General features: G+C 68.1%; 16 protein-coding genes. 10 read left to right on the forward strand and 6 right to left on the reverse strand.

What is annotated here, in order from left to right; genetic code table 11:
* Positions 1–59 precede the first annotated feature (59 nt).
* The 3 genes from rpe to E8A74_RS45365 are packed head-to-tail and all read left to right on the forward strand — an operon-like array spanning position 60 to position 3,090.
* A complete protein-coding gene (gene rpe / locus E8A74_RS45355) occupies positions 60–785 on the forward strand; it encodes a ribulose-phosphate 3-epimerase (RefSeq protein ID WP_136935399.1) in 726 nt (241 codons plus the stop codon).
* Positions 782–2,155, forward strand: coding sequence for a hypothetical protein (locus E8A74_RS45360; RefSeq protein WP_136935400.1), 1,374 nt, complete (start codon positions 782–784; stop codon positions 2,153–2,155). The genes rpe and E8A74_RS45360 overlap by 4 nt, the downstream gene beginning before the upstream one ends.
* On the forward strand, positions 2,152–3,090 hold the full coding sequence (locus E8A74_RS45365; RefSeq protein ID WP_136935401.1) for a PLP-dependent cysteine synthase family protein: 939 nt from the start codon (positions 2,152–2,154) through the stop codon (positions 3,088–3,090). The genes E8A74_RS45360 and E8A74_RS45365 overlap by 4 nt, the downstream gene beginning before the upstream one ends.
* Here the strand turns inward: E8A74_RS45365 and E8A74_RS45370 are convergent.
* Positions 3,087–3,920, reverse strand: coding sequence for an amidohydrolase family protein (locus tag E8A74_RS45370; RefSeq protein WP_136935402.1), 834 nt, complete (start codon positions 3,918–3,920; stop codon positions 3,087–3,089). The genes E8A74_RS45365 and E8A74_RS45370 overlap by 4 nt on opposite strands.
* Before the next feature lie 702 nt (positions 3,921–4,622).
* Here E8A74_RS45370 and E8A74_RS45375 point away from each other — a divergent pair.
* Genes E8A74_RS45375 through E8A74_RS45390 form a run of 4 tightly spaced genes read left to right on the forward strand, consistent with a single transcriptional unit; the run spans position 4,623 to position 11,788 of the window.
* Entirely contained in the window at positions 4,623–10,166 is a 5,544-nt protein-coding gene (locus tag E8A74_RS45375) for a CHAT domain-containing protein (RefSeq protein ID WP_170229869.1), read from the forward strand.
* A 9-nt stretch (positions 10,167–10,175) separates the two neighbouring features.
* Positions 10,176–10,718, forward strand: a complete 543-nt coding sequence (locus E8A74_RS45380) for a hypothetical protein (protein WP_136935404.1) — start codon at positions 10,176–10,178, stop codon at positions 10,716–10,718.
* Between the two features lie 21 nt (positions 10,719–10,739).
* Entirely contained in the window at positions 10,740–11,177 is a 438-nt protein-coding gene (locus E8A74_RS45385) for a hypothetical protein (RefSeq protein WP_136935405.1), read from the forward strand.
* A complete protein-coding gene (locus E8A74_RS45390) occupies positions 11,174–11,788 on the forward strand; it encodes a hypothetical protein (RefSeq protein ID WP_136935406.1) in 615 nt (204 codons plus the stop codon). Before E8A74_RS45385 ends, E8A74_RS45390 begins: the two co-directional genes overlap by 4 nt.
* A gap of 12 nt (positions 11,789–11,800) precedes the next feature.
* On the opposite strand, the gene E8A74_RS45395 is transcribed toward E8A74_RS45390, so the two are convergent.
* From E8A74_RS45395 to E8A74_RS45410, 4 genes are read right to left on the reverse strand one after another with little or no spacing between them, the layout of a single operon-like run.
* Positions 11,801–12,424 carry a hypothetical protein gene (locus E8A74_RS45395; protein ID WP_136935407.1) on the reverse strand — a complete coding sequence of 208 codons (624 nt, stop codon included), beginning with the start codon at positions 12,422–12,424 and terminating at the stop codon, positions 11,801–11,803.
* A gap of 31 nt (positions 12,425–12,455) precedes the next feature.
* A complete protein-coding gene (locus E8A74_RS45400; RefSeq protein ID WP_136935408.1) occupies positions 12,456–15,608 on the reverse strand; it encodes a hypothetical protein in 3,153 nt (1,050 codons plus the stop codon).
* Positions 15,605–17,005 (reverse strand): hypothetical protein, encoded by a 1,401-nt coding sequence (locus tag E8A74_RS45405; protein WP_136935409.1) that lies wholly within the window; start codon positions 17,003–17,005, stop codon positions 15,605–15,607. The genes E8A74_RS45400 and E8A74_RS45405 overlap by 4 nt, the downstream gene beginning before the upstream one ends.
* On the reverse strand, positions 16,998–17,399 hold the full coding sequence (locus tag E8A74_RS45410) for a hypothetical protein (RefSeq protein WP_136935410.1): 402 nt from the start codon (positions 17,397–17,399) through the stop codon (positions 16,998–17,000). The genes E8A74_RS45405 and E8A74_RS45410 overlap by 8 nt, the downstream gene beginning before the upstream one ends.
* Before the next feature lie 386 nt (positions 17,400–17,785).
* On the opposite strand from E8A74_RS45410, the gene E8A74_RS45415 reads away from it, so the two are divergent.
* A complete protein-coding gene (locus E8A74_RS45415; RefSeq protein ID WP_136935411.1) occupies positions 17,786–18,547 on the forward strand; it encodes a hypothetical protein in 762 nt (253 codons plus the stop codon).
* A 4-nt stretch (positions 18,548–18,551) separates the two neighbouring features.
* On the opposite strand, the gene E8A74_RS45420 is transcribed toward E8A74_RS45415, so the two are convergent.
* Positions 18,552–22,787, reverse strand: a complete 4,236-nt coding sequence (locus E8A74_RS45420; RefSeq protein WP_136935412.1) for a DEAD/DEAH box helicase family protein — start codon at positions 22,785–22,787, stop codon at positions 18,552–18,554.
* Between the two features lie 329 nt (positions 22,788–23,116).
* Between E8A74_RS45420 and E8A74_RS45425 the strand changes: the two genes are divergently transcribed.
* Positions 23,117–24,769 (forward strand): Druantia anti-phage system protein DruA, encoded by a 1,653-nt coding sequence (locus E8A74_RS45425; RefSeq protein WP_136935413.1) that lies wholly within the window; start codon positions 23,117–23,119, stop codon positions 24,767–24,769.
* A gap of 81 nt (positions 24,770–24,850) precedes the next feature.
* Positions 24,851–25,631, forward strand: a 781-nt coding sequence (locus tag E8A74_RS45430) for a JAB domain-containing protein (protein WP_136935414.1), incomplete at its 3' end; no start/stop codon positions are given.

A 25,631-nucleotide genomic window follows, 5' to 3' on the forward strand; every position in this document is an offset into this window, starting at 1 on the left:
CCAGGGTAGCCGCTCTTGGGCTAGGGACCCCACTCGAAAAACATGCTAGCCGTAGCGCCGTGAGCCGCGACGCGATCCGCATCGCCCCCTCGATACTTTCCGCAGATTTCGGTCGCCTCGCCGAGGAGGTCCGCGCCGTCGAGGCCGCGGGCGCCGACTGGATCCACGTCGATGTCATGGACGGGCGGTTCGTGCCGAACATCACGATCGGCCCGCTCGTCGTGCAAGCGGTCCGCGCCGCGACGCGCCTGCCGATCGACGTGCACCTCATGATCGTCGAGCCGGAGCGGTATGTCGCGGATTTCGCGAAGGCCGGCGCCGACCTCCTCAGCGTGCACGTGGAGGCCTCGCCGCACCTGCACCGCACCCTCCAACAAATCCGCGCCCTCGGGAAGAAGGCCGGCGTCGTCTTGAACCCGCACACGTCGGAGGAGACGATCCGCTACGTGCTCCCCGACTGCGACTTCATCCTCGTGATGAGCGTCAACCCCGGCTTCGGCGGCCAGCGCTTCATCCCGAGCGCCCTGCCCAAGCTCGACGCGCTCCGCCGCGCCATCGACGCGCAGGGCCTCGCCGTGGACCTCGAAATCGACGGCGGCGTCGCGGTCGGCACCGCGCGTGAGGTCGTCCGCGCGGGCGCGCGTGTGCTCGTCGCGGGCTCGGCCGTCTTCAATGCGGCGTCGGGCGCTGGGGACCTCTCCTTCGACGCGCGGGTCGCCCGGTATCGCGCGGCGATCGACGCCCTGCGCGCGGACGCGGCCCTGGGCACGGGGACGCTGGCGTGAGACGGGCGTGGCTCGGGGCCGTCGCCCTCGCGCTCGCCTCCGGCTGTGGTCCCTCCTCGCCGCCGTCGCGCGCGCCCGAGCCGACACGACCGAGCCCTCCGCGACCGAGCGAGCCGAGGGAGATCAACCTCGACGAGGAATCCGCGCCGGACGCCGAGAGCACGGCGGCGGTGCAGAGGATGCTCCAGCGCGTCGCGCGCGCGCGGGGCTTGCCGATCAAGCGCGCTGTGCCGGGCAAGGTCCTCGATCGCGACACGATGCTGCGCCGCATCCGCGAGACGGTCGAAGAGGACACGCCGAAGGACGCGCTCGTCGGGCAAGGCGAGCTGCTCGCGTCGCTCGAGCTCGTGCCTGCCGAGTACGATTTCGTCGCCGGCGCCTTTGCCCTGCTCGGTGGGCGCGTCGCGGGGTTTTACGATCCGGACGACGGAGCCATGTACCTCGCGGACGACCTCGGCGAGGCGGAGGCCGAGGAGACGCTCGCGCACGAGCTCGCGCACGCCCTCGCCGACCAGACGTTTCCCTTGGCGCCGATGGTCGAATACGCGCCGGGCGCGGGCGACCGCCTCTCGGCCGTGCATGCGGTCATCGAGGGCGACGCCACGAGCGCGATGCTCGACGTCACGCTCGGCTCGGCCTTTCAGATGACCGAGGAGCAGGTGCGCTTCGCGTTCGTCGCGTCGACCGCGATGTCCGACGTCGGCGTGAAGACCCCACGCGCCATCACCTCGTCTTTGCTCACGCCCTACACCGACGGCTTTGCCTTCATCCAGGCGTTGCGCCGCCGCGGCGATTGGCGCGCGGTCGACGAGATATGGCGGGCGATGCCCGAGACGACGGAGCAATTGCTCCACATCGACAAACTCCTCGCGCGCGAGCCGGCGGAGGCCATCGCGCCGCCCGTGCTCGGGGCGCTCGCGCGACAGGGTTATCGCGTGCTCATCGACGACGTGGTGGGCGAGCAGGGGCTGCGGATCTTGCTGGAGGACGTCGGCAGCCGCGGACAGGCGCGGGACGGCGCGGCGGGGTGGGGCGGAGATCGATTCGTGGTGGCGGCGCGCGAGGAGGGGGCGAAGCGGCTCTTCGCCGTGGCCTTCCGGCTCCGCATGGATACGGCGGCGGACGCGGCCGAGGTCGCGGAGCTTTTCGAGCGCAAATACGGAAAAGGCTGCCGGGAGCGGGATACGCTCGGCCCTGTCGCGTGGGGGGCGCGGGGCCGGGACCTCGCGTTCGTCGCGGGGCCGTACGAGAGGGAGGGGGGACGACCGCGGGCGCGTGGGCAATGCGCCGAGGCGGTCACGTGGCTGGGAGAGGTTTGGCAGGCCGCACCACCGGACGGCGAGGCGGGCAGGGCCCGCGCGGGACGATGACGAAGACGCGCACGATCCTCGACGAGATTGGCCATACCCCCATCGTGCCGCTCAAGCGTATCGGCAAGGGCCTGCCCGTGCCGGTGTACGTCAAATGCGAGCACCTGAACCCCGGCGGCAGCATCAAGGACCGCATCGCGCGGGCCATCGTGGAGGACGCCGAGCGACGCGGCGCCCTCCGGCCCGGCGCGACGCTCGTCGAGGCCACGGCGGGCAATACGGGCATGGGCCTCGCGCTCATGGCGGCCGTCCGCGGCTACGAGCTCGTCTGCGTGATGCCCGAGAAGATGAGCGTCGACAAACGCGCGGCGCTCTCCTCGCTCGGCGCGCGCCTCTTCATCACGCCGAACGATCCGCCGGACAGCCCCGACAATTTTCGCAATGTGGCCGAGCGCCTCGCGCGGACGGAGGGCTGGTTCTTGACCGACCAGTTCCGGAACCCCGCGAACATCCGGGCGCACGAGGAGACGACGGGCCCGGAGATCCTGGTCTCGATGGGCCGGAAGATCGGCGCCTTCGTGGCCGGCGCGGGCACGGGCGGCACGATCACGGGCGTCGGCCGGTATTTGAAGCGTATTGCGCCGGGCGTACGTATCGTCCTCGCCGACCCGCGCGGCTCGGTGCTGGCGCACTGGGTGGAGACGGGCGAAATCGGCCCTGACATGCCCTACCGCATCGAGGGCATCGGCGCGAGCCGGCCGCCGGAGCTGCTCGATCGGACGGTGATCGACGAGGCGATCACGGTGAGCGACGAGGACGCGTTCCTCATGACGCGCCGCTTGATCCGCGAGGAAGGCCTCTTCGTGGGCGCCTCCTCGGGCGCAGCCGTGGTCGCGGCGCTCCGCGTGGCGGCGAGCGGCGAGCTCCAGGGGCCGGTGGTCGCGATCCTGGCCGATAGCTGGGACCGTTATTTTACGCGCGAGTGGCTGCGCTAGCCTAGCTTGAACACCCGCCGCGCGTTTTCCCCGAGGAACGCCGCGCGCGCCTCGTCATCGAGACCGAGCGAATCGAGCTTGTCGAGGCAATTCACGGGCGAGAGCATGGGCCAGTTGCTCCCGAAGAGCACCTTGTGGCGCCCGTGCCCGCGCAGGAACGAGACGAGCTCCGGGGGATACCGGCTCGCTTTGTAGGCGGAGGTATCGATGTACACGTTGGGATATTTCGTGGCGAGCGCGATCATCTCGGTCGTCCACGGATAGCCGATGTGCCCGCCGACGATGCGGAGCTCGGGAAACTCGCAAGCGACCTCGTCGAGATAAGGAATGGGCCGTCCGGGCTCGCTCGGCCGGAGCGGGCCTGCATGACCGACCTGGAGGCAAAACGGCACGTCGAGCTCGATGCATTCGGCGTAGAGGGGATAATACCGCCTGTCATTCGGCGGCAGGCCCCAGAGCCAGGGCAGGATGCGGAGCGCGCGCATGCCGAGGGAGCGCACGGCGCGCCGGAGCTCGCGCACGGCGTCCATGGGCCGAGCGAGGTCGACGGAGGCGACACCCACGAGGCGGTCGGGATACCGCCCGACGAACGCGGCCACGTGATCGTTGTCGAGCATCGGCCCGGAAGGCCCCCACCAGGCGGAGACGAGCGCGACGGAGACGGAGGCGGCCTCGAGCGCGCCGAGGGTGAACGCATCGGGAATGACGTCCGGCAGCGCATCCGCCTCGACGCCCATCCACCGCCGGAGGGTGGCGAACAGGGGATCCCGCAGGAACGGGCCGGTAGGATGCTGGATCCAGGCATCAACGACGAAGGCAGGCGTGTTCATGGCACCTCGGCGAGCGAGCATCGCACGCCCCGCCCACGCCGAGGAGGTGCGACGAGCGCCGCCCCGTGGTAGTGCTGTTCGTACGCCGCGCCCGGCAGGCGACCGGGACGAGGAGAGGATGGAGGGCGAGCAGCAGGGGATTGACAAACCAGGAAGAAAAAGCCGATATGTTCGGCGTCTGCTTGGGAGGAGTGGCCGAGTGGTCGAAGGCAGCGGTTTTGAAAACGCGCGCCTGGCCTTGAATGCGCTCCTCGGGTGAAGCGGCGAAGAACCCTGGTTTCAAGCTGAAAACACGGCCTGGACGCGTACTTGGGTGCCTTGGGCATGGGGTTCAGCCGAGGTGGGGAAGGCGACAGTACGGGACGGGGGAGGACGGCTCGGGGCGGTCGCGTGGGCAACGGATGGGCAACGGATGGGCAACGGGGGTGTTGCCCGCTGGGGGACGCTGGGCTGGGGCCGGGGGGACTGCGAGCCTCGACCTCATCGCGCCCGATCATCTGCATGCATGGCGATGGCGAACTGCCGCGTCGCCGTGATCTTGCTGTCCCTTAAAAGTTCGTCGGCCGCTCCCTTCTGAGATGTGGAGTGTCTTGCCCACCTGGCACGCCCTCCCTGCTCACGGGCCCGTGCGCCTGGCGCCCTGCCATCCGGGGAAACTTTTTTCCCCGCGGGGCTATGGCAGGCGAACATCCGGAGGAACCCGTGACGAAAGACTTCACCCCCCAGGAAGCCCTCTCGGGCTGGACCGCTCTCCAGAAGCGCATGGCCTTTGAAGAAGAGGTCTCCTCGACCCCCATCGGCCACCAGTCCTTCGAGCTGCGGCAGCGGGCGCATGCGCTCCGGGAGAGGGGCGACATGAAGAGCGCCATCGCGCTCTACGAGCAGGCCGCGAACCTGTTCGACAAGGGCGATCCGAGCCCGGCTGCGGCGATGGCCTGGTTCGACCTCGGCCGCGCCTATGAGCACCGTGACGACGGCGTTCACAAGGACAACCTGCGAAACGCCGAGGTGATGTATCGCCGCGCGCTCGATTCGCCCTCGCTGCCGAGGGATCCCCACCGCATGGGCATGGTCCGCGATGCGCTCGCATCGTGTCTGCGGTACCTCGCGTACGAGAATCCCGCGGCGGAGAAGAGGCTCCTCGACGAGGCCACGAAGCTCTTCGAGGAGGCGGTCAGGATCGCCCTGACCACGGGATCCGCGGGGTTCGAGGACGTCGTGAGCTTTTCCCACAACCTCGGCAATTGTCGGGCGCAGCGTGGCGAATTCGACGCGGCGCTCTTCGCCATGGATCGCGCCGAGGCGTATGCCCGCAGGCTCGGGCGCTTCGTCAAACCCGGGGCGCAGGAGGAGTACATCTCGCGGATCCTCGTCCACGCGGCGGGTCATCGCGCGCGACGCGGGCGGGGCGGGGATGAGGAGCAGGCCAAGAAACAGCTCCGCGAGGCCATCGAGATCGGGCATCCGCAGTGGGTGGACACGGCGATGCTGCGGCTCGCCAGGGTGTTGCTCGAGGAAGCGCCGCCCGCGATCGAGGAGGCCCAGGCCCTCCTGCGCCGGATCCGCGTCGATCGAATCCGCGCGGAGCTCCAGCCGGAGTTCGCCCACCTCCTCGCGAGCGCGGGGCTGCGCAAGGAGGCGCTCGAGCTTCATCAACGCCGGATCCAGAGCGCGATGGAGCAGTGGAAGGGCGCGATGGCCGACCACATCGCCGATCATCACGCCGCCATGGCGCAGACCGCGGCGCACAGCGCGGCCCGATTGCACCTCGAGGAGGAGGACGCGCTCGAGGCGTTCTTCACCCTGGAGTACGTCTCGGGCCTTCGCTTCACGGAGAATGTCGAGGCATTCACGCGGCTCCAGGAGAATCCGCTGCTCCGCGTCCTCGGTGGCTACTATCACGCGCGGAGCGTCCTCGCCGTCGAGCTGGAGGACGCCGCGAGCCGCCTGACGCAAGGCTTTCTCGACATTCGTGAGGCCCTGGAGAAGACGAAGGAGATCCTGCCTGTCGTGGATACGGGCGAGGTGCCGCGTCAGATGGCCGAGGAGCTCGTCGGGATCCTGGAGGAGACCGTGAAGCACCCCGATCCCGCAGGGTACCTGCAGCGGAAGGCGCGCGAGGTCGGGCGAGAGGCGGTCCGGATCCGAGAGCGAATGGACGAGCTCGACTCGACGAGCGTGCGCCCGAAGGACAAATCATGGCTCTTAAGGCTCACGCGTGAGGTCGTCCGCGATTTGCTGCGGGAGCACCCGGATCATGCGTTCGTGCGGCTCAGCCTCGCCGAGGATCTGCTCGTCGTGTCCGTGTGGCTCGAAGGAGACGAGGTGGTCACGCGCCACCACCGCGTGGACGTGCCCCGAAACCTCTTCCGGCGCATCTTCGAGCACCGAAAGGACGCGAAACACCCGCCGCTCAAGCGGCTCGAGAAGATCACGTCCGATCTCGAGGCGCTCGATCTCTCCCCGGGCCTCCCGCCCCGCCGCATGGCCCACGGGGTGCTCTTGACGTCGTACATGGCCTCCTTCCTGCCGCTCGGCGCGCTCGGGCCGCGGGGAAAAACCCCGCTCGACCATTTCGAGGCGCTCTCGTGGATGCCTTGCCTGACGCCGCTCTTCGTTCGTCAAGCGGCGCTCGCGCCTCGCGAAGGGGTCGTCTCGATCGCACCTGGAGGGACACTTCACCACGCCTTCGCGTTCGGCGTCCCCCTTCCCAACGAGACGCGGATCGAAGGCCCCCGCGCCACGGAGGAGCGGGTGCGAGCCGCCGCGCGCAAGGCCGACGTGGTTTGCCTGTACACCCATGGCCGGCACGCGAGCGAGCGAGGCCCACACGTCGACCTGCACGGAAGCGAGTTCCTCGGCGAGGGCTCGCTGCCCGAGGGGTGGGCGGGCATGGAGCGCGTCGAGCTCTGGGCTTGCCAGTCGGGGGTCAACATGCCCTCCGATCCGCTCGTTCCTCCCGTGGACGAGGCCTTCGGGCTCGACGTCGCCTTCGTGCGGAACGGCGTGCGGAGCGCCATTGGGACTCTCTGGTCCGTGCCTGATTTCGTCACCGCCTGCATCGTTCGGCGCTACCGGGACGGCTTGCGCCAGGGTTTGCCCGCGCCCCGGGCGCTCGCCGACGCGCAGCGGTTCTGGCGGGACGAGGGAGCGCGGTCGCTCCTCGAGCACCTCACGACGGCCCCCACGTTCGATGCAGGATTAAGGGCCTTCAAGGCGACGCTCGGGGCTCCCGAGGCGGAGGAGGAGCACGACGCGGAGATCGCGGCGTTCCTCGGTCCGTCGGCCGCTCCGACCGAGGACCCGCGGCGGCGCATTGAGGAGCAGGTGCGCAGGCTCGCGCACCCCCTGTCCTGGGCCGGCTTCCGGTTCGTGGGCGTCCACGAGCGGCGCCCCACCGAGCTCTACAATCCCGAGCACTTCCGGCCGATCACGCCGGAAGAGATGGCGGAGGGCGAGCGCATCGTCGCCGAGGTCCTCGCGGCTCGGGGAAAAGAGCGAGAAGGCAAACCCCTGGACGAATGGATCGAGGAATGGCTCGCGGAGGCGACGAAGCTCGCGCCAAGCGCGCCTCCGTCGCCCGAGCAGGCGATCCGCGTGGCGCGGCTCTATCGAGACCGGCTCGTCGCCTCCCCGCGACACAACCTGCTCACGGCCCTCGCGTGGCTGCACGAGGCCATGGCCGTCCTCGAAGGGACGAGCGAGGAGATGGGCCAGCGCGAGGCGAAGCAAAAGCTCGCGCTCGAGGCGGCATGGCTCTGGATCGAGGTGGCCCGTGGAGATGCAGTCTTCCCCCTCGATCTCCCGCTCATGGGGGCGCATCCGGTGGCCCTGGCGAGAGCGGAGCGACTCCTCCAGGGTTTGCCCGAGGACGACCATGTCCGGATGGCGCGCGCGTTCATCGATTTGCTGAAAGCATCCAATGCGCGCGAAGATGACCTCGTCGCTGTCTTCGAGCGGACCTGGGCCATCACGGCGTCGGTCATTCAAGCGATGGCCCTGGAGAGCTACGAGACCCTCCGCACCCTCACGATCGCCTGGGAGATCCCGCTCTTCGTGCCGCGGCTCCTCCCCGAGGCCCGGAAGCTCTGCGCCCAGAAGATCGCCGAGGTCCTCGACAACCCAACGCGATCTGCCGAGTGCATCGGAGCCCGCGCGCGCCTTCGGAGCACGATGGCGCTCGTCGTTGTCGAAGAGATGCCAGACATCCTCAAGGAGGTCGATGGCATGGGCTCGCTCACGCCGCGGGAGCTCGCCCGGGAAGCGCTGCATTCCGGCATGTTGAGTGACGCTGCGCTCTCGCACGAAAAGCCGATGCAGGACAGGCGCTTCAACCGCGCCTGGGATGCAATCGAGGGCAGCCTCTGGGGATACCCCGAGGACGATCGTTCCCCGATCTGGGCGTCTACCGGCACGCTCGACGGGGCTTATCGCCGGCTCGCCAGCTCCCTGCTCGTCGGCATTGCGAGCGCTCCGCCCGGCGCGAGGGACGCGAGCCAGTTCATCGCTTGCCTGCAGCCACTCTGCGACCTTCGCTTGCCGCTGCTCCGGCGCTGGGTGTGGTTGATGCAGCCGTGGCGCGATCAGCGCTCCCTCCGCTTTTGGGTCATGGCCCGAGAGCGCGAGACGGTGCTGACGTGCCTCGAGGAATCAGCGCTGATGGTCGATCCAGACAAAGCGAGCGAAGAGCCCCCCGAGCTCCAGCCGCACCGGCTAGACCCGTTCCACGACACGGCCAGAGACCTCGCAACGAAGGGCAGGAGCACGCCTGACCTGATCCCTTGGCAGCTCTCGGAGGCGTGCGGCTGGTTGCCGCTCCCTGCCCTCCAGGGGGCGCGGACGGCGGCGTTCCAGGCAGTGCGGAGCAATCAGGTCCGGACCGAGGAGATGCTCGCCGTGTGGCGTGCGCTGACCGAGGTGGCCGCCCGCGCGCCCCGCAATCGGGACGAGCCCGGCCCGGACGTGCTCTTCGACCCGGGGCTCCGCTTGCCGGCGCGGCAGGACCTTCTGCGCCGCGTCCCGCCGGCTTCCCTCGTGCTCGGCCTCGCGGTCGAGGCCTCCGGGCACCTCGTCGCCGCGTCGATCTGGAACAACGGCGACGGCGTCGAGGAGCGGGTTCATCTCACGGAATCGAAGGTGGGCTTTCTCGTGCAAGATCTCCTCGTGCGGCTTCACGCGGGATCCCTCTCGGAAGAGCCTCTCCAGTGCATCTCGGCCGAGGGTCGCGCAGAAGCCTGGGACAAGCTCGAAGGGCTCCTCGCGCCCGTGCTGGAGCGCCTGCTCGGACCCGCGCTGGAAAAGGAGCCCATGCTGGTCTACGTCCTCGCGCCGGGCTCGCTGCGGACCCTCCCGCTCCTCGGCATGCGTGTCGGCGGCGAGCCCCTCTTCAAGCGCGTTCGGGCGCTCGTTCACCTGCCGACGCTGAATTTCGAGCCCCCCGCCGCAAAGGAGGGAACGCTGGAGGCCTGCTGGCTCCCGGTGGAGCGGGAGCGGGGCGACACCTCGTGCGGCGAAGCGGTCGTCGAGACCCTGCGCCGGTGGTTCGCGCCCGTCACGATCTATCCGCCGACGACGCCGACGCGCGACATCCACGAGGTGGAGCAGCTCGATCCGATGGGGCCCGCGCTCCGAACGCTGCGGATTTCCGCGACCTCGCATCCCTTCACGGCGACCGACGGCACCGCCTCGTTCAACCTCGAAGGGGGACGCGCGTACAGAGTCCGGAACACGCACGGCCTCATGCTCCCGTCCTGCGAGGAAGTCGAGCTCTGGGCCGCCACCGCCGGGATCGGCCCAGTCGATGCCATTCGCAGAAACGATCGGGATCACCTCCCGGGCCTCGTCGGCGACTTCCTCGCCTGCGGCGCGGCAGCGGTGCTCGATCTCGCCTGGCCCATCTTCGACCTCGTCAAGGCGCTCGTCTGCGAGCGCTTCGGCGTCCTGCGGCGCCTCTCCGAGCTCAGCGGCCCTGGGGCGCTCGCGGAGGCCGTCGCCAGCGCGGCCGACTTGCTTGCGCAATGGCGCGCCGCCGCATCTTCCTTCGCGGACGTGGAGATCGCCCTTGAATTCCTCGATGAGCAGCGGCGCCGGTTCGCCCGCGACGCAGGGCTCGATCCTCGCGCCGTCGTTCCTCTCGCGGCTCGGCTCGACGCGCCCTCGCTGCGAGGCCTCTCCGTCGAGGCCCTCGTGGAGGAAGCTTGCAGCCCCGTCCATCTCGCGGCATTCCGGTACTGGTCCTGGCTCTGAGGAGAAACCATGACGAGCGCGCAGGTCTATGACCCGATCGACGATTGGACGCCCGAGGGTCGGAGGCGCCTCGTCGAGGCCCGCGGGGACGAGATCCGCGCGCTGCTCGACCTCGCGTTCACCGATTTCGTCGAGACCCACGAGGTCGGCCTCTCGTCGTTCGGGTTTCGCGGGGACGACCCTGTCAGCGAGGCCGTGGAGTGGTCGATGAAGCGATTCGTCGACGCCGATATCGATCCCGCGTACCTGCACCCTGGGTCCCGGAGCTTGCGCCTCTTCACGGAGGCGCGGTTCTGGCTGCATCAGAAGGTCGGTCGTGAAGGATATGGCCGTCTCCTCGCGGCTCCGCGCTCCCCCGAAGTCCCACGCGAAGAGGCACACGGTGGGGAAGGGGACGGTCTCGATCCCGGCGCAGTCGAGGAGTTCGGGAAGACGCTCGCGGCGACTCTCCGCACGCTCGGCCATCGCACCTGCGCGGACCTCGCGGGATTCTGGCTCGAAGCGACTCGGACATTGCGGCGTGCGTGGTTCGGCTGGCGTGAGCGCGGCTAGATCTCGGAAAAAGGGGCGGCCTTGTCGAAGAAACAGCGGAGCTTCTACGGCCACGACGCCATGTTCCGATTCCTGTGCTTGCTGCACGACCTCGTCCCACCCGAGCCGGAGGACCTCGCCGAGCGCGCGCTCCTCCTCACGACGCTCTCCCCTTGCGAAAACACGCCGCCCTATCGTGTCCCCGATGACGTCGTTCTGCCGCTCCTCGGAGCTCTCGGCGTACAAGGCCGACGCGAGGTCGGGCATTTACGTAAAGAGGGAGCCAAGCGGTGCGTGCGACGTTGCCTCGAGCAGGCATTTCCACGCGCGCTCGCGGCCGCGAAGGAGAGCCTCGCCGCCGAGCTGACACGCCAATCGCTCGGCCCCACGACCCTGCATGCGCTCGGCATCGAGGACGATATCACGTTGCGAGAGCAGATCGGCGCCCTCTCCAAGCCCAGCTCGGAGGCCTCTTCATGAGCCGGCCGGATGCGGAGACGCTGGACGCGCTCGTCCTCGGCACGGACGCGCCCGAGGATCGCGAGGCCTGGGAGGCGCTCGTGCGGAACCCGGGCGGTGCGGAGATGTTTCGGGAAGCCGTCACGCGACGGCGGCGCCGAGATCTCGTAGCTTCCGCGCTCCTCGGCAGACCGTGGCTCGCGCGGGCCATTGCGAGGCTTTCGGCGATGTCACGCCAAACGAAGGCTGCGCCGACGGGGACGTTTTCCCTCCTGTTTCCGGATGCCGAGCTCGACGCGCTGGTCACCGCGACGCTGGGCCCGGCGGAGGAGGGACCAGGCGCGGAGAGTCTGGCGCCCCGCTGGGGACAGGTCGTTCCTGTGCGAATGCGGGTGGGCGACCGAATCACGCTCGAGCCATCGCCCGGCGCGGATCCGGTGGACGTGCGTTACGTGTGCCAGGGGGCGGAAGGTGCTCTCCCCACGCGGACCTGGAAGCTCGAAGCAGGGGAGGCGCCGGTTTTGCTGGTCGCGCTCGTGGGGACAGCGCCTGGAGAGACGCTCGCGGAGGCCCTGGTCCACGCAAAGGCGATGGCAGGTGTGGTTCTGCTGGACGAATCGTGGAGCCTCTGAGAGCAGAGGCGTTCAGCTCGTCTTTTTCCTTGTTTCGAGCTTCGTGTCCTTGATCTTCGTATCTGTGGGCAGCTTCAACTCCCCGACCTTCTCGAACTTGAGCATGAAGTCGTACGCGAGATCATGGAGCAGAAGCCTGGGGTCGTAGCCGAGCCCCTTCGCGATCGCGTCGAAGCGCTCCTTATCAGCAACCCTGTCGAAGGTCACGATGATGCTGTCAGGGTAGATATCGCTATCCGGAACCCTCCAGCACGTGATCACCTCGATCCTGCCGTCGGGCGTCTCGACTTCGACCACAAATGTATTTCCAGCGTGCTTGAACACGATGTGTTTGCGGTGGTCTCTGAAGTACCTCCTGTCGTTCTCGGATAGGTACTGCCTGGCCTCTTCGGCATCGACGAATCGGCCATCGCGCATCGACTTAGCGAAAGAGGGCCACAGCAACTGGAAAAGTTGCTTGCACTTCGAATCCGAAAGTTGGGGCTTATTCCGGTAAACGATATCGTCGAGCGTCAGCCCTGCCTCCTGGTAAAATGGCTCGAACAGCACAGTTGGAGCCACGTACCGCGTGAATGCGGCAACGTTGAGCCTGCTGAAGTCGATCTCGTCGTTCCAGATCGCCGCCTCTTTGCTCATCGTCTTCTCCGTCTGCGCGATAGTGCCTGTCCTACCCCGACAGCAACACCCGATTGATCAAATCCACATCCAGCACCTGCACCGCGACCTGCACCTTCCCACTTTTCACCGTCTTCCCCCGGGTCACCTGCGCCGGCGGCAGCAAGCACACCACCTCGATCGCCGCCCCCTGCGCCCCCCGCCACTCCAAGAGCAGCTTCGGCAACTCCGTCCCCGCCTGCTCTTCACCCGCCAGGGCCGGCCAGATCACCCACGACAGGGCTTCCCGCGCCACCTCCGCCGCCGGTCCATCCCCGGAGAGCGCATGCTGAAGTGCCCCAACCAGATGCCCGATCCGCCGCCCGAGTTCCCCGCCGATCTGGGCCTTCGACAGGTCCACATCGACGTTTGGATCCAGCGTCGTGTACCCGAGAACGAAAGACAGCCCGTCGTCCTTCTTGGTCACGCCGAGCCAAACCATCCCCTGCGAGTCATCGTGGGGCTCGCCGACCAGCGCCTCGTAGCTCTGCCCCTCGATCGGCGCGATCACCGGCGGCGTCGATCCCCCGGCTCTCCTCCCGATCTCGATCGCGAGCAGCCCCGCCGCGACGAGCTGCTCATTCGTACGCCGCAGCGACACGAGCCCCGCGCGCGTCGCCGATGCGAGCCTCGTAGCGAGCGACTGCAATGCTTTCGGGCGCTCTTCGTGCAGCTCGACCTTGCGCAGTCCCTGTTGCACGGCCCGGATCGCGGGCCGCACGTCACGCGTCACGACCGCGCACGTCGCATGCTCATCCACCCGCTCGTGCACGAGCAGGAACGAGCGCAGCGGCGGCCTCCTCCCAACGCTCGGCCCCACGATGACGCCCCACGTCGCATTGCCGAGCTGCAGCCGCTCGAGCTCCGCGCGCAGCGATAGCCCCGAGGCATCCGCGATGAATGCGCGCTGCGCTGCCCTGCCGCGCGACGCGGCGTGGAGCGCCTCGAACGCCTCGAGCTCCGGGACGCCCGCGATCGACGTGCGAACCCGGAGCCGATGCTCCCGCAGCTCGAAGACCGTCCGCACCGGCCCCTCTGGCGCCGAGAAGGTCTGGTGCGCAGGGGACGCCGGCTCTTCATTCTCCTGTGATGTCGCCGGGCGGCCGACATGGATCGCGATATGCGGCGCATCCGCGCCAGCGGCGGCCGCGCCGACGGGGAGGGGCCCCAGGCGCAAGCGCCCTTCGCCGAGGAGCCCCTGCGACGCGGTAAAGGACCGACCCGAGAGATCCGGCGGGCGAGCGCAAAGCACGGAGAGCTCGCGCAGGCTGGGCGCCTCGAATGCAATGGCGCCACGTGAAAGCCCTTCGATCAAGGGAGCCGCTTCGCGATCGTTGTAGATCGCGACACGACACCCGAGGAGCGCGTGGGGGCACAGCGATAGATACCGGCGAATGAGCTGCTCGCCCAGCTCGACGAGCGAGCTTTGAGGGATCACCTCCGGCGTGCGCTCGAAGACGAGCAAGCCGCCCTCGGTCCCCGAGTACCCGAGCTCCGCCCCGTCCACCTCCAAGAACTCGGCGGGCGCCGATGGCGCAGCCTCGATCGCCCGCTTGACGCGCTTCCGCGCCGAATCCGACAGCGACGCGAGCGCCCGTTGCCGCATGTACGCGAGCCCCAGTGTGAGCAGGTGCGTGGGGCCCGCGACGCGGACGGTCACGCCCCCGCTGTCGCGAATCGCGCACGTATCGAGCGCGAGGACCTCCCGCATGGTGGCCTGGTCCGCGTCGACCGCCGCGTTGTAGAGTGCGATGGTCGCGTCTACGAAGCGGCGTGCCGCTCGCTCGACATTCCCATCCTCGAGCAGCTTCGGCAATGCGCCGGCGAGCAGTACCCCAGCGTTCTGCCCCTCGAAGACGAACGCGATCGCCTCGAGGAGGTTCTTCCGCTCTTTCGCCCACGCGGCCCATTCCCTCGGCAGCTCCCTGAGCGCGCGCTCCGAGCGGCGCACGCTGAGCGTCGCAATCTTCGGCAACCCTTCGAGAAACGAGCGCGCCCCGACACGCAACGTCGCCTCGACCGGATGCCCCTCGTCGCGGAGCAACTCGTCCACGAGCACCGCGAGCCCCTTCGGCAGAGCGGGAGCATGAACGCGCGCGTGTTTCGCAGGCCCCGGCGCAGGCGACGGTTCCTCGGCCTGCTCGACCTCGTCTTCTTCTTCTTCAACCTCAAGGACGTCAGCGTCACGTGAAGCTCTGGGCTCGACCTTTGGCGACGCTTTGACCGGAGGACTCTCGGCGCGCCCTTTTCCCTTTGGCGCGGGCGGCGGCGGCGGCTCCGGGGCGCTAGCAGCCTTCGCTTTGCCGGGCTTCGCAGGAGGCGCCGCGGGCTCCGGGGGCTCGACGGGGGACGGCTTCGGCCTCGTCGCTTTCGGCGGGGCGAGCTGACGCGTGGTCAAGGGCTTCAGGTCGATCGCGGCGAGCGCCTTCTGACGCGCCTGCCCCGTCGAGCTCGCGAGGGCCTCCTGGACCTGGGCCTCCATTTCGGAGAGCGGCCCCTCCGCCGTGCGCCGCCGCGACTCACCCGTCTGCGCAGCCCTCACGATCTTTGCATTCGCGGCGAGCCGATCCGCCGCGTCCGCCTTCGATAGCCTCGTATCGCGCGCCAGCCCCATGACGGGGAGGCTGTTCCCGACGGCCTCCCACGCTGGAGCTCGCGCCCCGGCGGCCTTTGCCGCCTGCGCGAACTCGCACAGCGTGGCGATGCGGACCTGGCGATCGAGCCCCGACTTCTTTAGCGACTCCGCGAGACCAGCGGGCAACCCGCTGTCCTTCTGGTCGCACCAAGCGAGGAATGCATCGCGGAGGGCGTCCTCGCGAACTGGCACGAGGCAATCCTTCAGGCCGCTCGCCTTCGGGTGGTCCTCCACGCTGACGTAAATCAGGTGCTCCTTGGACTTGACCTCGACGCTATTCCGCCAGGCTGTCGCCTGCTCGGCAGCGCGGTGATCTGGCGCGATCATCGTCCGCTCGGAGCGCTCGAAAGGAACCCCTGGCGCGGACCCGACGATGAAGACCTTCGCGCCGAGTACCCGGCGGAGCTCTTTTACCACGTCGACGAGCTCCGAGGCCGTGAGGGTGATCGGGCAGATGCGAAGCCCGAGGCGCTGCGGCTCCTCCTTGAAGAGCTCGCTAGCCGCCAGGGCGATGAGCGTAGATACCTTCATGACAGCTCTCCACCGACCTCCGCACCACCATCCGGCAGGCGACGCGCAACGCCACGGCGTACCGCGTTCGACAGCAGCAACTCCGCGTTCTCCGCGAGCTGCTCGGCGCTGACGTTCTCGATCCCGATCGACTCCAGCGCTGCCGTATCGGCCGACACGTTGCTGCCGACGACGACCCCGAGCTCCTCTCGGACGCTACGCCAGAAGTCGTTCCACGGGCGCGGCATAGAGCCACGCGGGACAAGCATCAGGACGAGCACTTCCACGAGCTCCGATGTGAGCGCGAGGTGCTTTCCCCACCCGGCCTTGTCATTGCGCGGCAAGACGCACCCAGCCTTGCGGCCGAAGGCCACGAAGAACTTGTCGGGCCAATACAGATCCTTCTCGTCTCCCTTGCTGCCACCATAGTCGCGCGCGGCGGCGATGATGCCCTCTGCGCTGCTCGCGAGCGGGCCGCGAGGTACCTCCAGGCAATCGGCCTTGGCCCGCGGCTTCGCCTCGATCTCCTGCGCATACGGGTGGCTCGGGATCAGCTTGGCGACGCACTGATCGAAGGCATCGATACCGCGCTTGAACGAGCCCACCGCCTCCTGCCGCACGGGCTTGATCTGCCCTTGCTGCTCGGCGGCGAGCGCGAGCACGAGGGGACGCCCGTGCGGGCGACCTGCGCCCAGGAACTTCAGTACGACCCCAAGGCTCGCCCCGAGCGCGAAGAGCCGAAGAATGGCCGGCTTGCTCAAGGGCTGCGCGAGGAGCGTCGAGAGCCTGCGCCCCAGGGCCTCGTCGAACGCCGTCCGCTTGATCTCCTTGGGCGGCTGCTTGTCCACGAGGTCCGCCTCGAGGAGCAGCGGGCGGAACGCGCGCGTGATCGGATCCCCCTCGTCCTCGAGCAGGCGCTTCAATCGCTGCCGGCCCTCGGCCGCGAGCGCGTTCGCGAGGTAGCCGCCAATTCGGAAGCGCCGGAACCCCTCGAAGCCCAGGAGGGCCTTGTGCGTCGCGAGCGGGCTGGCCATCGACGTGCCGGGCGCGTACAAGCCGCCGTCCGCGTTCAGCACGATGCGCGCGGCGCGGCGGAGATCCTCGACGCGCTGCGGGCCGAGCGACGGCGGAAACGCCTGGTTGAACGCGGCGCCGAATCGCTTGTCGCTGCGCATCGCGCGCTCGCTGTTGTCCTCGTCCTCGACGTCGAACCGGATCACGCGGGAGAGAAAGTCTCCGCCATGGGCCGGCGCGCCTCCGAGGATGGATTGCGCCACGTCGTTCATGAGGTGGACGCCCTTGTAGGCCGTCGTCGCCGCGCGGAAGCCGAGCGCTTGCTCGAAGGCCCCGGGGACCTCCTGGTCTCCCATGAGGGTCCGGCGGACAGCCTCGAACTCGACCTTGCGGGTGTTAGACATACCTCGCTGCTCCGTTCTTCTCCGAGCGCACGCGCGCCGCCGCGACCAGCTCACCCCTCGGACGCTCGAGGATCGCGGCCTCCTCATCCACCGGCCCGCGAGCGCGGGTCTCTTCATCCCACCCCGCGAGCCGCACGAGGAACCGCTGCACAGGCTCCGGGATCGACACGGGCCCCGACGTCCCGGAAGCCGCGCGGAGGGCCGCGAGGAGCTCGGGATCGACGCGCAGCGAGACACCGGAAGCACGGTGGTACAGCCACGCGACTTCTGGCGGGGGCCCAAGGGCGTCGGCGATCCAGGGGGCGCGAAGGGGGCGCGTGAAGTCCTCACGCGCCCCGGACAACCCCGTGTGATGCCGCGAGAGATCCGGGCGTAGCGTCTCGCGAGTCCACACGCAGGCATATCGGCTTCACGCGACCCCGACCCAGGTCCAGGCGTCCACCTCGCGAAACCCACGCCTCCCTTTCGGTGCTACAGGCGCCCCCGCCCGAACCACGCGCGCGCCGTCGCTGAAGTCCAACCGCGCGGCCGTCACCTCCAGCCGCGCCGTTCGTGAGTTTCAGGCGGCCCCGACCCCGGTCCACGCGCCCCCTTGCCAAGTTCACGCGCCACCGCGTGGCCTTCATTACATCCCGACCCGAACCGCACGCGCTTCCGAGCCAACCTCACGCGCCCCTGGCCCAGGTTCACACGCCGCCCGGTCAGGTCCACGCGCCTCCACCCTGGACACACGTATGCCAGCTCATGTAGCGTGCTCACCTCACGGGAGGACGTTTCCACATGGCGCTCGATTTGAACACCTTTCCCCCCGAAGCTCGCGCGGCCTTCATCAAGGACGGTGAGCGGTTCGGTTCCGAGGACACGCTGGAGCAGGCGAATCAGACGCTCAATGCCTACCTGACGCACGGATCGAAGCTCGCGGCGTTCGGTTTCGCGCCCGAGGACGCCGCCGAGCTGAAGGACGCGCGGGACGCGCTGATCGATGCGGGCGTCGGGCGCGAGGCCAAGCGGACGAGCAAGAAGATCGATACCGTCGCACACGCGACGGCGATGCGGGACGGGCAGGGGGTGCGATTACGCGGGCGCTCGGTGCTCGCCGGAACGAAGCGTGCGCTCTTGCTTTCAGGCAATACGGAAGCCGTGAAGAAAATCGAGGTTCTGCTCGATAGCGAGTCCGCTGTCGCCGAGGATGCCGAAGGGCTGGCCAAGCAGCTCGATGCCCTGCGCACCGTTCTGAAGGAGCCTGCCGTCGCATCCGCCGCGCAGAATCGCGGGGGTCCGCAAGCGGCGGTCGATCTCGAAGCGAAGGCGGCGGCGCTGCGTGACGCGGCGAAGGCGAAGGCGGAGCCGCGGGGAACGCCGGTCGAGACCGAGGCGCTGGACCTCATCGACGGGATCATCGTGAGCTTGACGCGAACGGCACGCGAGGCCGCCGAGGCGGCGGCGCGGGAGCTCGCGGAACCAGCGATCGCCACGGCATTCGAGCTCTCGGCGCTGTACAAGCGGCGGGGGAAGAAAAAGCCGGAAGAGCAGGGCGGCTGATTGCTCAATCCTTCGAGGCGAGCGCCTCTTTCACGAGCAGGATGGCCCAGCCCGTATCGATGTAACGCGTCGAGCCCTTCGGCGTGCCTTCCAGATATCGCAAACGGTGAACGAGCTCCTCCTGGAGCAGGCGCGGATCTTCGTTCCCCTCGGAGAGCGCGGCGAGGGCCCAGCCGATATCCGTGAGCGACACCGTCCGTTCCTCGAATCCACCCGGCCCGCCGTCGATACGCACGCCGCCGCGTTTTGTAGGTCCGACGAGCCGGAATCGTTTTCCATTCCGCTCGACGCTCGACCCCGCGCCCTTCTTGCGAAGTAGCTCATCGATGAGGCGACGCGCCCGATCCTCGGCGGATTTATGCAACGTGCGAGACGCCTCCCGGCCCTCTCCCAGCGTACGGAAGGCCGGGAGATCGATTCCCGCGCACGCCCACAGGCCATCCTCTTCGAGGAAGCAGGCGACGCCGGCGTAACGCCATGTCGACCCCTCCGGCGCCCGTGTCAGCACGAACGCCGTTTCACCTGGTCGCGGTTCGATGCCCGGGAAACGGATCCGATCCGGCGCTACGAGCCTTCCCTTCTCCTCGATGAGCAGAAAGAGGTGACCATCCACCCTTCCGCTCCGCGGAGGCACCGAGAGACCGAATGCTTCGGCTAGCTTTTCATCCTCGATGGTCGCGCCGACCGGTGGCCCGAGCGATTCCGGCTTCACCACCTCGACGAGCATCGCGATGGGCACCATGTCGGCCGTGGCGTCGATGGAGAGAAAGGCAGGGTTTTCCGAGCGCAAGACCCACCGCTTGTCGTCCCGGACGATGCGCTTGACCAGATGACTTGCGCCGAGATCGGAATCCGGCATCTCGACCAGCACAATTTTGCCCTGGATGGCTTCACGGGACGCGCTCCGTGCGAATCGCATCACGAGCCAATCACCGTCTCGGATGGGCTCCTTGCCTCCATTCATGGAATCGCCCGTCGCACGCACGGCGAACAATCCTTCCCCACGAGCCTTCATCGGTAACCGGACCTGCTCCCCTTCGGGCGCGAGCGCGATCGGATCCCGCGCAGCTCCGGCGGCTGCGCGGAGCGTGGGGAATGCAACGAGCAGCCCGCGCTCGGCACGCGCCACGACGTATCGCTCCTCGGGGCCGACCCACCATCCATCGGGGGATCGGTTGAATCGCACGTGAAATTGGGTTTTGGGATGACCGGCGGATGGCCCGAACCACCGGCGCATGAGGTCGGCAAGGGCGTTCCGCTGCGAACCCACCGGACGCGCGACGTTGCAGAACTCCTTCACGAACGAGAATTGCCACGAGGATCCGTCCGGCAGGCGCACGTCCTGGAAGCCGAAAGGAAGATCCGGCCATTGCTCGCGGGACGGGAGCTTCAGGATGGGATTGCGCTGGTTCCAAGTGACCTTGGCCGTGAAGGAAGTGCCCGACGCATCCTGACGCAGGCGTGCTCGGCAGGCTGCCAGGCGTTCGTCGACGAGCTCGGCCGTCATGGCGACGAGCGTGTCCTCGTGCCCCGCCGGGCAGGGAATGCGAGGCACGAAGCGTTCGCCTCCGGGAGAGAAAAAGCGTCTCCCCTTGTCTTCGGTCCAGTCCGCAAGAGGGCCCGTTTTCCACGCCGTCGAAGAACTCACCGGATCGGTATTCGCGAGCTTGCCGCACTCCGCCGCAAGCTCGGGGAAACGCACGAGCACGTCGCGGCAATGGCGCACGAGGGTATCGATTGGCATTCCCTGAAGGAGGGCGCCAGCTTCGAGGAGCGCTTCGAGCACGAGAAGCCGCGGAGCGTGGGTCGAGGGGATCGATTCGACGTGCTGGAACCACGCGCGGGTGGTGCCCAGAACGCGCCGCTCGTCCTCGTGGAGGTCACCTTCCGCATTCACGAAATCGAACCACCCATCGTATTCGTCGGGCAACGTGGACGGGGGGTATCCCATACGGCGCAGCTCCCCAGCGGTCGGACGTTCGCCGCGGATGGTCCGCAGATCGCGGTAGACTTGCACGATCAGGCCACCTTCGCGCGACGACATCATCGAGCGCAGGAGGTCCTTGGCTTCGAGCTCGAGGTCGACGTTGCACCCGGGGGCCATCTTCGCGGCCTGCTTGCCCTCCAGGAAGTCGCGCAGGCTCGTGGGCTCCGGTTCGAGCGAGATCAGCGTGCGTACGCGCTCCAGGAACACGCGGTGATTGCCCACGAAATCCAGGGCGACGAGGCGCGTCTTCCCCTCGGTTGCGCGGAGGCCACGACCGAGCTGCTGAAGAAAGACGACCGGGGACTCCGTCGGGTGGAGCATCACCACGCGATCGATGGCCGGGATGTCGATCCCTTCGTTGAAGAGATCGACCGTGCAAAGGGCGTCCAGCGTCCCGTCGATCAATGCAGCAATGGCGCTTTCGCGTGTCGCCGAGGTTGGTCCCGAATGCACGGAGGCCGCGCGAACGCCCTGCTTCGCGAGGAACGCGGAAGCATGATCGGCGTGGCGAATCGAGCAGCAGAACACGAGCGTGCGTTTGCCTGGATGGTCCTGCCAGGCGCGGAACATCCGTTCGAGCCGAGCGTCCGTGTCGACGGCCTGTTCGAGCGCCTCGGGATCGAAGCGACGATTGCGGAACGGGATGGCGTCGTAATTCGTCTCGTCCTTCAGCCCGAAGTACGCGAAGGGCACGAGCAGGTCGCGCTGGATCCCTACGCCGATGTCGGCCCGGTAGGCTACGTGGTCGTCGAAGAGCCCTGCCACGTCCGCTCCGTCGGCTCGTTCCGGAGTGGCCGTGAGCCCGAGGAGAAAGCGTGGCGTGAGCCGGTCGACGATGCTGCGATAACTCGGGGCGGTGGCGTGATGGACCTCGTCGACGATGACGTAATCGAACCCCTCGGGGGCGAGGCGGGCGAGGTGCTCCGGGCGGGAGAGCTTCTGGATGGAGGCGAATACGATGTCGCCTCCGAGGTCGTCTTTGTCGCCGACGAACCACCCAAAACGCACGCGCGCATCGCGGAGCTGGCGCCGAAATGTATTCGCAGCTTGCACGAGCAGCTCCTCTCGGTGAGCGAGAAGAAGCACGCGGGGGCGATTCCCGTGTAACTCTGCAAAGGCCGCCACATCGAACACGGCGAGCCACGTCTTGCCGAGGCCCGTCGCCAGAACGCAAAGCGCCCGGTTGCGCCCCTCGGCACGCGACTGCGCGAGGGCGGCCAGGGCTTCCCGCTGGATGGGATGCGGCTCGGGCGGCGCTTTCGTCTCGTCGTCCTCCTCGCCGGGAGGCAGGGCGAAGACGGGAGCCTCTCGAGCCCGGCGCGCATAGTCTGCAATCCAATCGGCCGTGAGCGGAACGGCGGCCGTCCACCACTGCTCGTAAGCATCGACGATGGCCTGATAGGCGGCTTGATCGCGATGACGATCCACGCGAAGGTTCCACTCGACCCCTGTGCGCAGCGCGACATGCGAAAGATTGCTCGATCCGACGAACGCAGTACCGAAATCGGGCCCCTCGAAACGCCAGGACTTGGGGTGGAAGGACCGGATGCCCTCGGGTAGGCGCTCCACTTCGACGACGCGCGCCTCAAAGCGCCCAGGGGACGAGCCATCCGGAGCGATGCGCGCCTCCCAGGTGTCCATCCAGTCGCGGAGCTTCGCGAGGGCCTCGCTCTGGGTGATGTTGAGATAATCGCCCGTGACGAGTCGGACGTGCGCGCCCCGCAAGAGGGCGCCGAAGACATGGGCCTGGAGCAGGCTGACGCCGCTCTGCTGTACGAACGCCGCGAGAATGGCGATATCGGTGGCTTGCCGGAAGAGGGGATCGATGTGCCGGAGGAGCGGGTCGACCTTGCCGCCACGGGTGAGGGGAGCGGGCCGATTCTCCAGGTAGTTGCCTTTGCCGGGAATGACGTGCCGCACGCCGCCGCGTGGGTCGTCGACATCACCGCGGTACCGCGGGATGACGTGCACGTGCAAGTGCATGACCGTCTGGCCTGCGGCCTCGCCCGCATTGATGCCAATGTTGTAGCCGTCCGGGGAGCGCTCCGCGTCGAGCTTGCGCTTGACCTCGTCGACGAGCTGAAAGATGGCCGCCTGCTCCTCGGGGGTCGCATCGAACCAGGTCGCGATGAGCCGGCGGGGGATGACGAGGGTGTGGCCGGGGCTCACCGGGTAGAGGTCGGGAACTGCGAACGCGAGGGGGTTACTCGCGAGCCAATGGGAGGGCGGGATTCCGAGAAAGGGGGAGGACACGAGGGCTGGGCGGATGGTACACGAAGCACGCGCGGACAGGGAACAAGCTGGGCATCGCCTTCCAGCCCCGTCTCGAGGACCACGCCCCGCCGCTGCGAGCTCTCGCAGAGTTCGTCGAGGGCCTCGACGAGGAAGCCCAGACGGCAGCGGCTGCGCTCCAGGAGCAGATCGAGCAGGCGAGGGGAGAGCAGCCACCGGCGCGCCGCCATGTCGCCGCTCTCTTGATCCTCCGCGATCTCGTCCAGATCGGCTGGCAGGTACGGTCGGAAGGGGAGGCTATCTGGATTCGTCCCCACGACGACCAAGATGCCGGGCCGACGAAGGAGGCCGTGCGCCGGCAGCTCCTCTTCGGCCGCAAGGACCAGCTCCACAGCCACTCGGTACGGCGCTTCATCGAAGAGTTCGAGCGTCCGTCACGCGGCGCGCGATACGAGTCGATCATCAACCTCATCGCGGACGGTCGGAGGCTCGCCGCAGCGCTGCGCCCGGTCGCAGCCAAGTCGCGCGCCGAGCGCGCAGATCTGCTCCGGGGGATCTGTCGGCCTTATTTACAAGCCGCGGAGACCGGTGTCCGGGATCGATTCACGAACATCGACCTGTATCAGGTGTGGCGGTACTTCCGGCACACGTGGTCGAGCCGGTACCGACGAACGCCGGGGCGCGTCCTCGCCTACCTCATTCGAGATGCCGCGCAGCCGCACCACCCCGTCATTGGCATTGCGTCATTGAGCAACGCCGTGATGCAGCTTTCCGCCCGTGATGAGTGGATCGGTTGGACGCTGGATGGGCTCCTCGCGCGGATTCGGCTAGGAGAGCTCACGGATGTGGAAGCCCTCGAAGCCTTGCGCCGCAGGGTTCGTGAGGATCTCGGGGCCCTCTACACCGAGGATCTGGGGTTCGACGGCGCCCACCCCCCGCTGCTCGAGGACGCGCTCGAGCAGCGGCTCGCAGAACTCGCGCGAGAGGCTCTCGGCCAGAGAGGCGCGCAACTCAAGGAGGGCGGCGTAGAGCGCGAGGTCTCGCTCGAGGGCGCAGACCTGCTCGATCGTGCCAAATCCCCGCTGTTCCGTGCCAAGCGGGCCGCGACTGCGAGGGTATTGCTCCGGGCCCACCGTGCACTTTCCAGCACGCAGGGCTCTCTTTCATCGCTGTTGGCCGACTCCGAGGCGCGATGGGCGGCGGAGCTCGCCCTGCGTCAGACGAAGCAACATTTCGCTTCGTCGGCGATCATGGAGATCACCACCTGTGGCGCGGCGCCTCCCTATGGTCACCTGCTCGGCGGAAAGCTCGCCTGCCTGATGATGGCGAGCCCGACCGTCGTGAGGGCGTACCGCGCCCGTTACGAAGGCGAGGCGAGCATCATTGCGAGCCAGATGGCCGGTCGACGGATCACGAAGGATCCGACCCTGGTCATGCTCGGAACGACGAGCCTGTACCCTGAGCGCTCGTCGCAATACAATCGGGTGCGCCTCCCCTCGGGCACGATTCCAGGGCAGACGTCTTCTGTCGATTACATCGAGGTGGGGCGCAGCGGCGGCCACGGCTCGACAAACTTCAGCGCAGAAGCGGAGGAAGCCCTCGCCAAGCTGGCGGTGGATCAACGGGAGTTCCAGAACGTGAACTTCGTCTTCGGGGAGGGCGTGAGCCCTAAGATGCGGCAGATCCGGGAGGGGCTCGCTGCACTCGGGCTTCAGGCGTCGGATTTGATCCGCCACGGTTCGCCGCGGATCGTGTATGTCGTCCCGCTCGCGCGAAACACGCGGAGGTTTTTGCTCGGCGTCGACAGCTCGCCGGAGTACGCATTTCCGCTGGATGACGATGGCGGGGAGGCGGTCGCCGAGTATTGGCGGTCGAGGTGGCTCGCGAGCAGGCTGGACCATGCACCCATGCTGGACGAGCTTGCCAAGATGACGCCCGAAGGCCTGCGGGTGTCGTGCGAGTGGGATCATGCGCCACCGGGGGTGCAGCGGCTGTTGTTCTGAAAAACCAGGTGCGTGGGAGGCATAAGAGTAATGAATGGCATCACGCCATTCGCTTGACCCCTCGAAAAGGAGCCGCGCACCTTGTCCGACGCTCCCGACGACCACCAATCGTTGCCGGCTGGGACTTCTGACCTCCACAGCGCCCCCACCGAAACCCTCCTCGACCACGTGCTCGGACGCCCCGGCGTCGCAGCCCATCTCCTCGAATACCTCGGCAACCTCGCCTCCCTCGCCCGCCTGTCCCCCCTCGCCCTGACCGAGCGCTTCGCCCTCACCTCGGACGAAGCCACCCGTCTCCTCGCCGCCCTGGAGCTCGGCCACCGCCGGTTCGTCGAAGCCGCAGACGTCACCTCGATCGCCTCCTGCCTGGACGTCGTCGCCTGGGCCCAACCCCGGCTCGGGCACCTCATCCACGAGGAGATGCACCTCCTCGCGCTCAGCGGGCAGAGCCACTTCCGTGGGGCACGGATGCTCGCCCGAGGCGGTCTCCACGCACTCGCCGTTCGCACATCCGACATCCTGCGTGCTGGCCTCGAGCTCGCCGCTTCGGGGTTCGTCCTCATCCACAACCACCCGAGCGGCAATCCCGATCCCTCGGCCGAGGACATCGAGCTCACCCTGCGCGTCAAGGAAGCTGGAGACCAAGTCGGCCTCCTGTTCGTCGACCACGTGATCGTTACAGCGTCGGGCCGCTTCAGCTCGTTCGTGGCGAACCAGTGCGCATTCCGCTCCACCTGGGCACCCGTTCCGCTGGCACCTGGGCACCCGTTCCGGCGCACGTGGGCACCCTCGGAGCGAAGCGACGTTCCCCTGGCCGTGCCCTCGGCGCATGGTGCTCGGGAGCACGATCGGAGCGGAGCGA

Origin of the sequence: Polyangium fumosum (assembly GCF_005144585.1) — a bacterium.
GTDB classification, from domain to species: domain Bacteria; phylum Myxococcota_A; class Polyangia; order Polyangiales; family Polyangiaceae; genus Polyangium; species Polyangium fumosum.

What these genes read in the sequence shown, in the direction of transcription:
- E8A74_RS45380 (WP_136935404.1), top strand. Translation starts at nt 10,176, where the DNA reads ATGACGAGCGCGCAGGTCTATGACCCGATCGACGATTGGACGCCCGAG.
- E8A74_RS45395 (WP_136935407.1), bottom strand. Translation starts at nt 12,424, where the DNA reads ATGAGCAAAGAGGCGGCGATCTGGAACGACGAGATCGACTTCAGCAGG.
- E8A74_RS45370 (WP_136935402.1), bottom strand. Translation starts at nt 3,920, where the DNA reads ATGAACACGCCTGCCTTCGTCGTTGATGCCTGGATCCAGCATCCTACC.
- E8A74_RS45415 (WP_136935411.1), top strand. Translation starts at nt 17,786, where the DNA reads ATGGCGCTCGATTTGAACACCTTTCCCCCCGAAGCTCGCGCGGCCTTC.
- E8A74_RS45400 (WP_136935408.1), bottom strand. Translation starts at nt 15,608, where the DNA reads ATGAAGGTATCTACGCTCATCGCCCTGGCGGCTAGCGAGCTCTTCAAG.
- E8A74_RS45365 (WP_136935401.1), top strand. Translation starts at nt 2,152, where the DNA reads ATGACGAAGACGCGCACGATCCTCGACGAGATTGGCCATACCCCCATC.
- E8A74_RS45390 (WP_136935406.1), top strand. Translation starts at nt 11,174, where the DNA reads ATGAGCCGGCCGGATGCGGAGACGCTGGACGCGCTCGTCCTCGGCACG.
- E8A74_RS45405 (WP_136935409.1), bottom strand. Translation starts at nt 17,005, where the DNA reads ATGTCTAACACCCGCAAGGTCGAGTTCGAGGCTGTCCGCCGGACCCTC.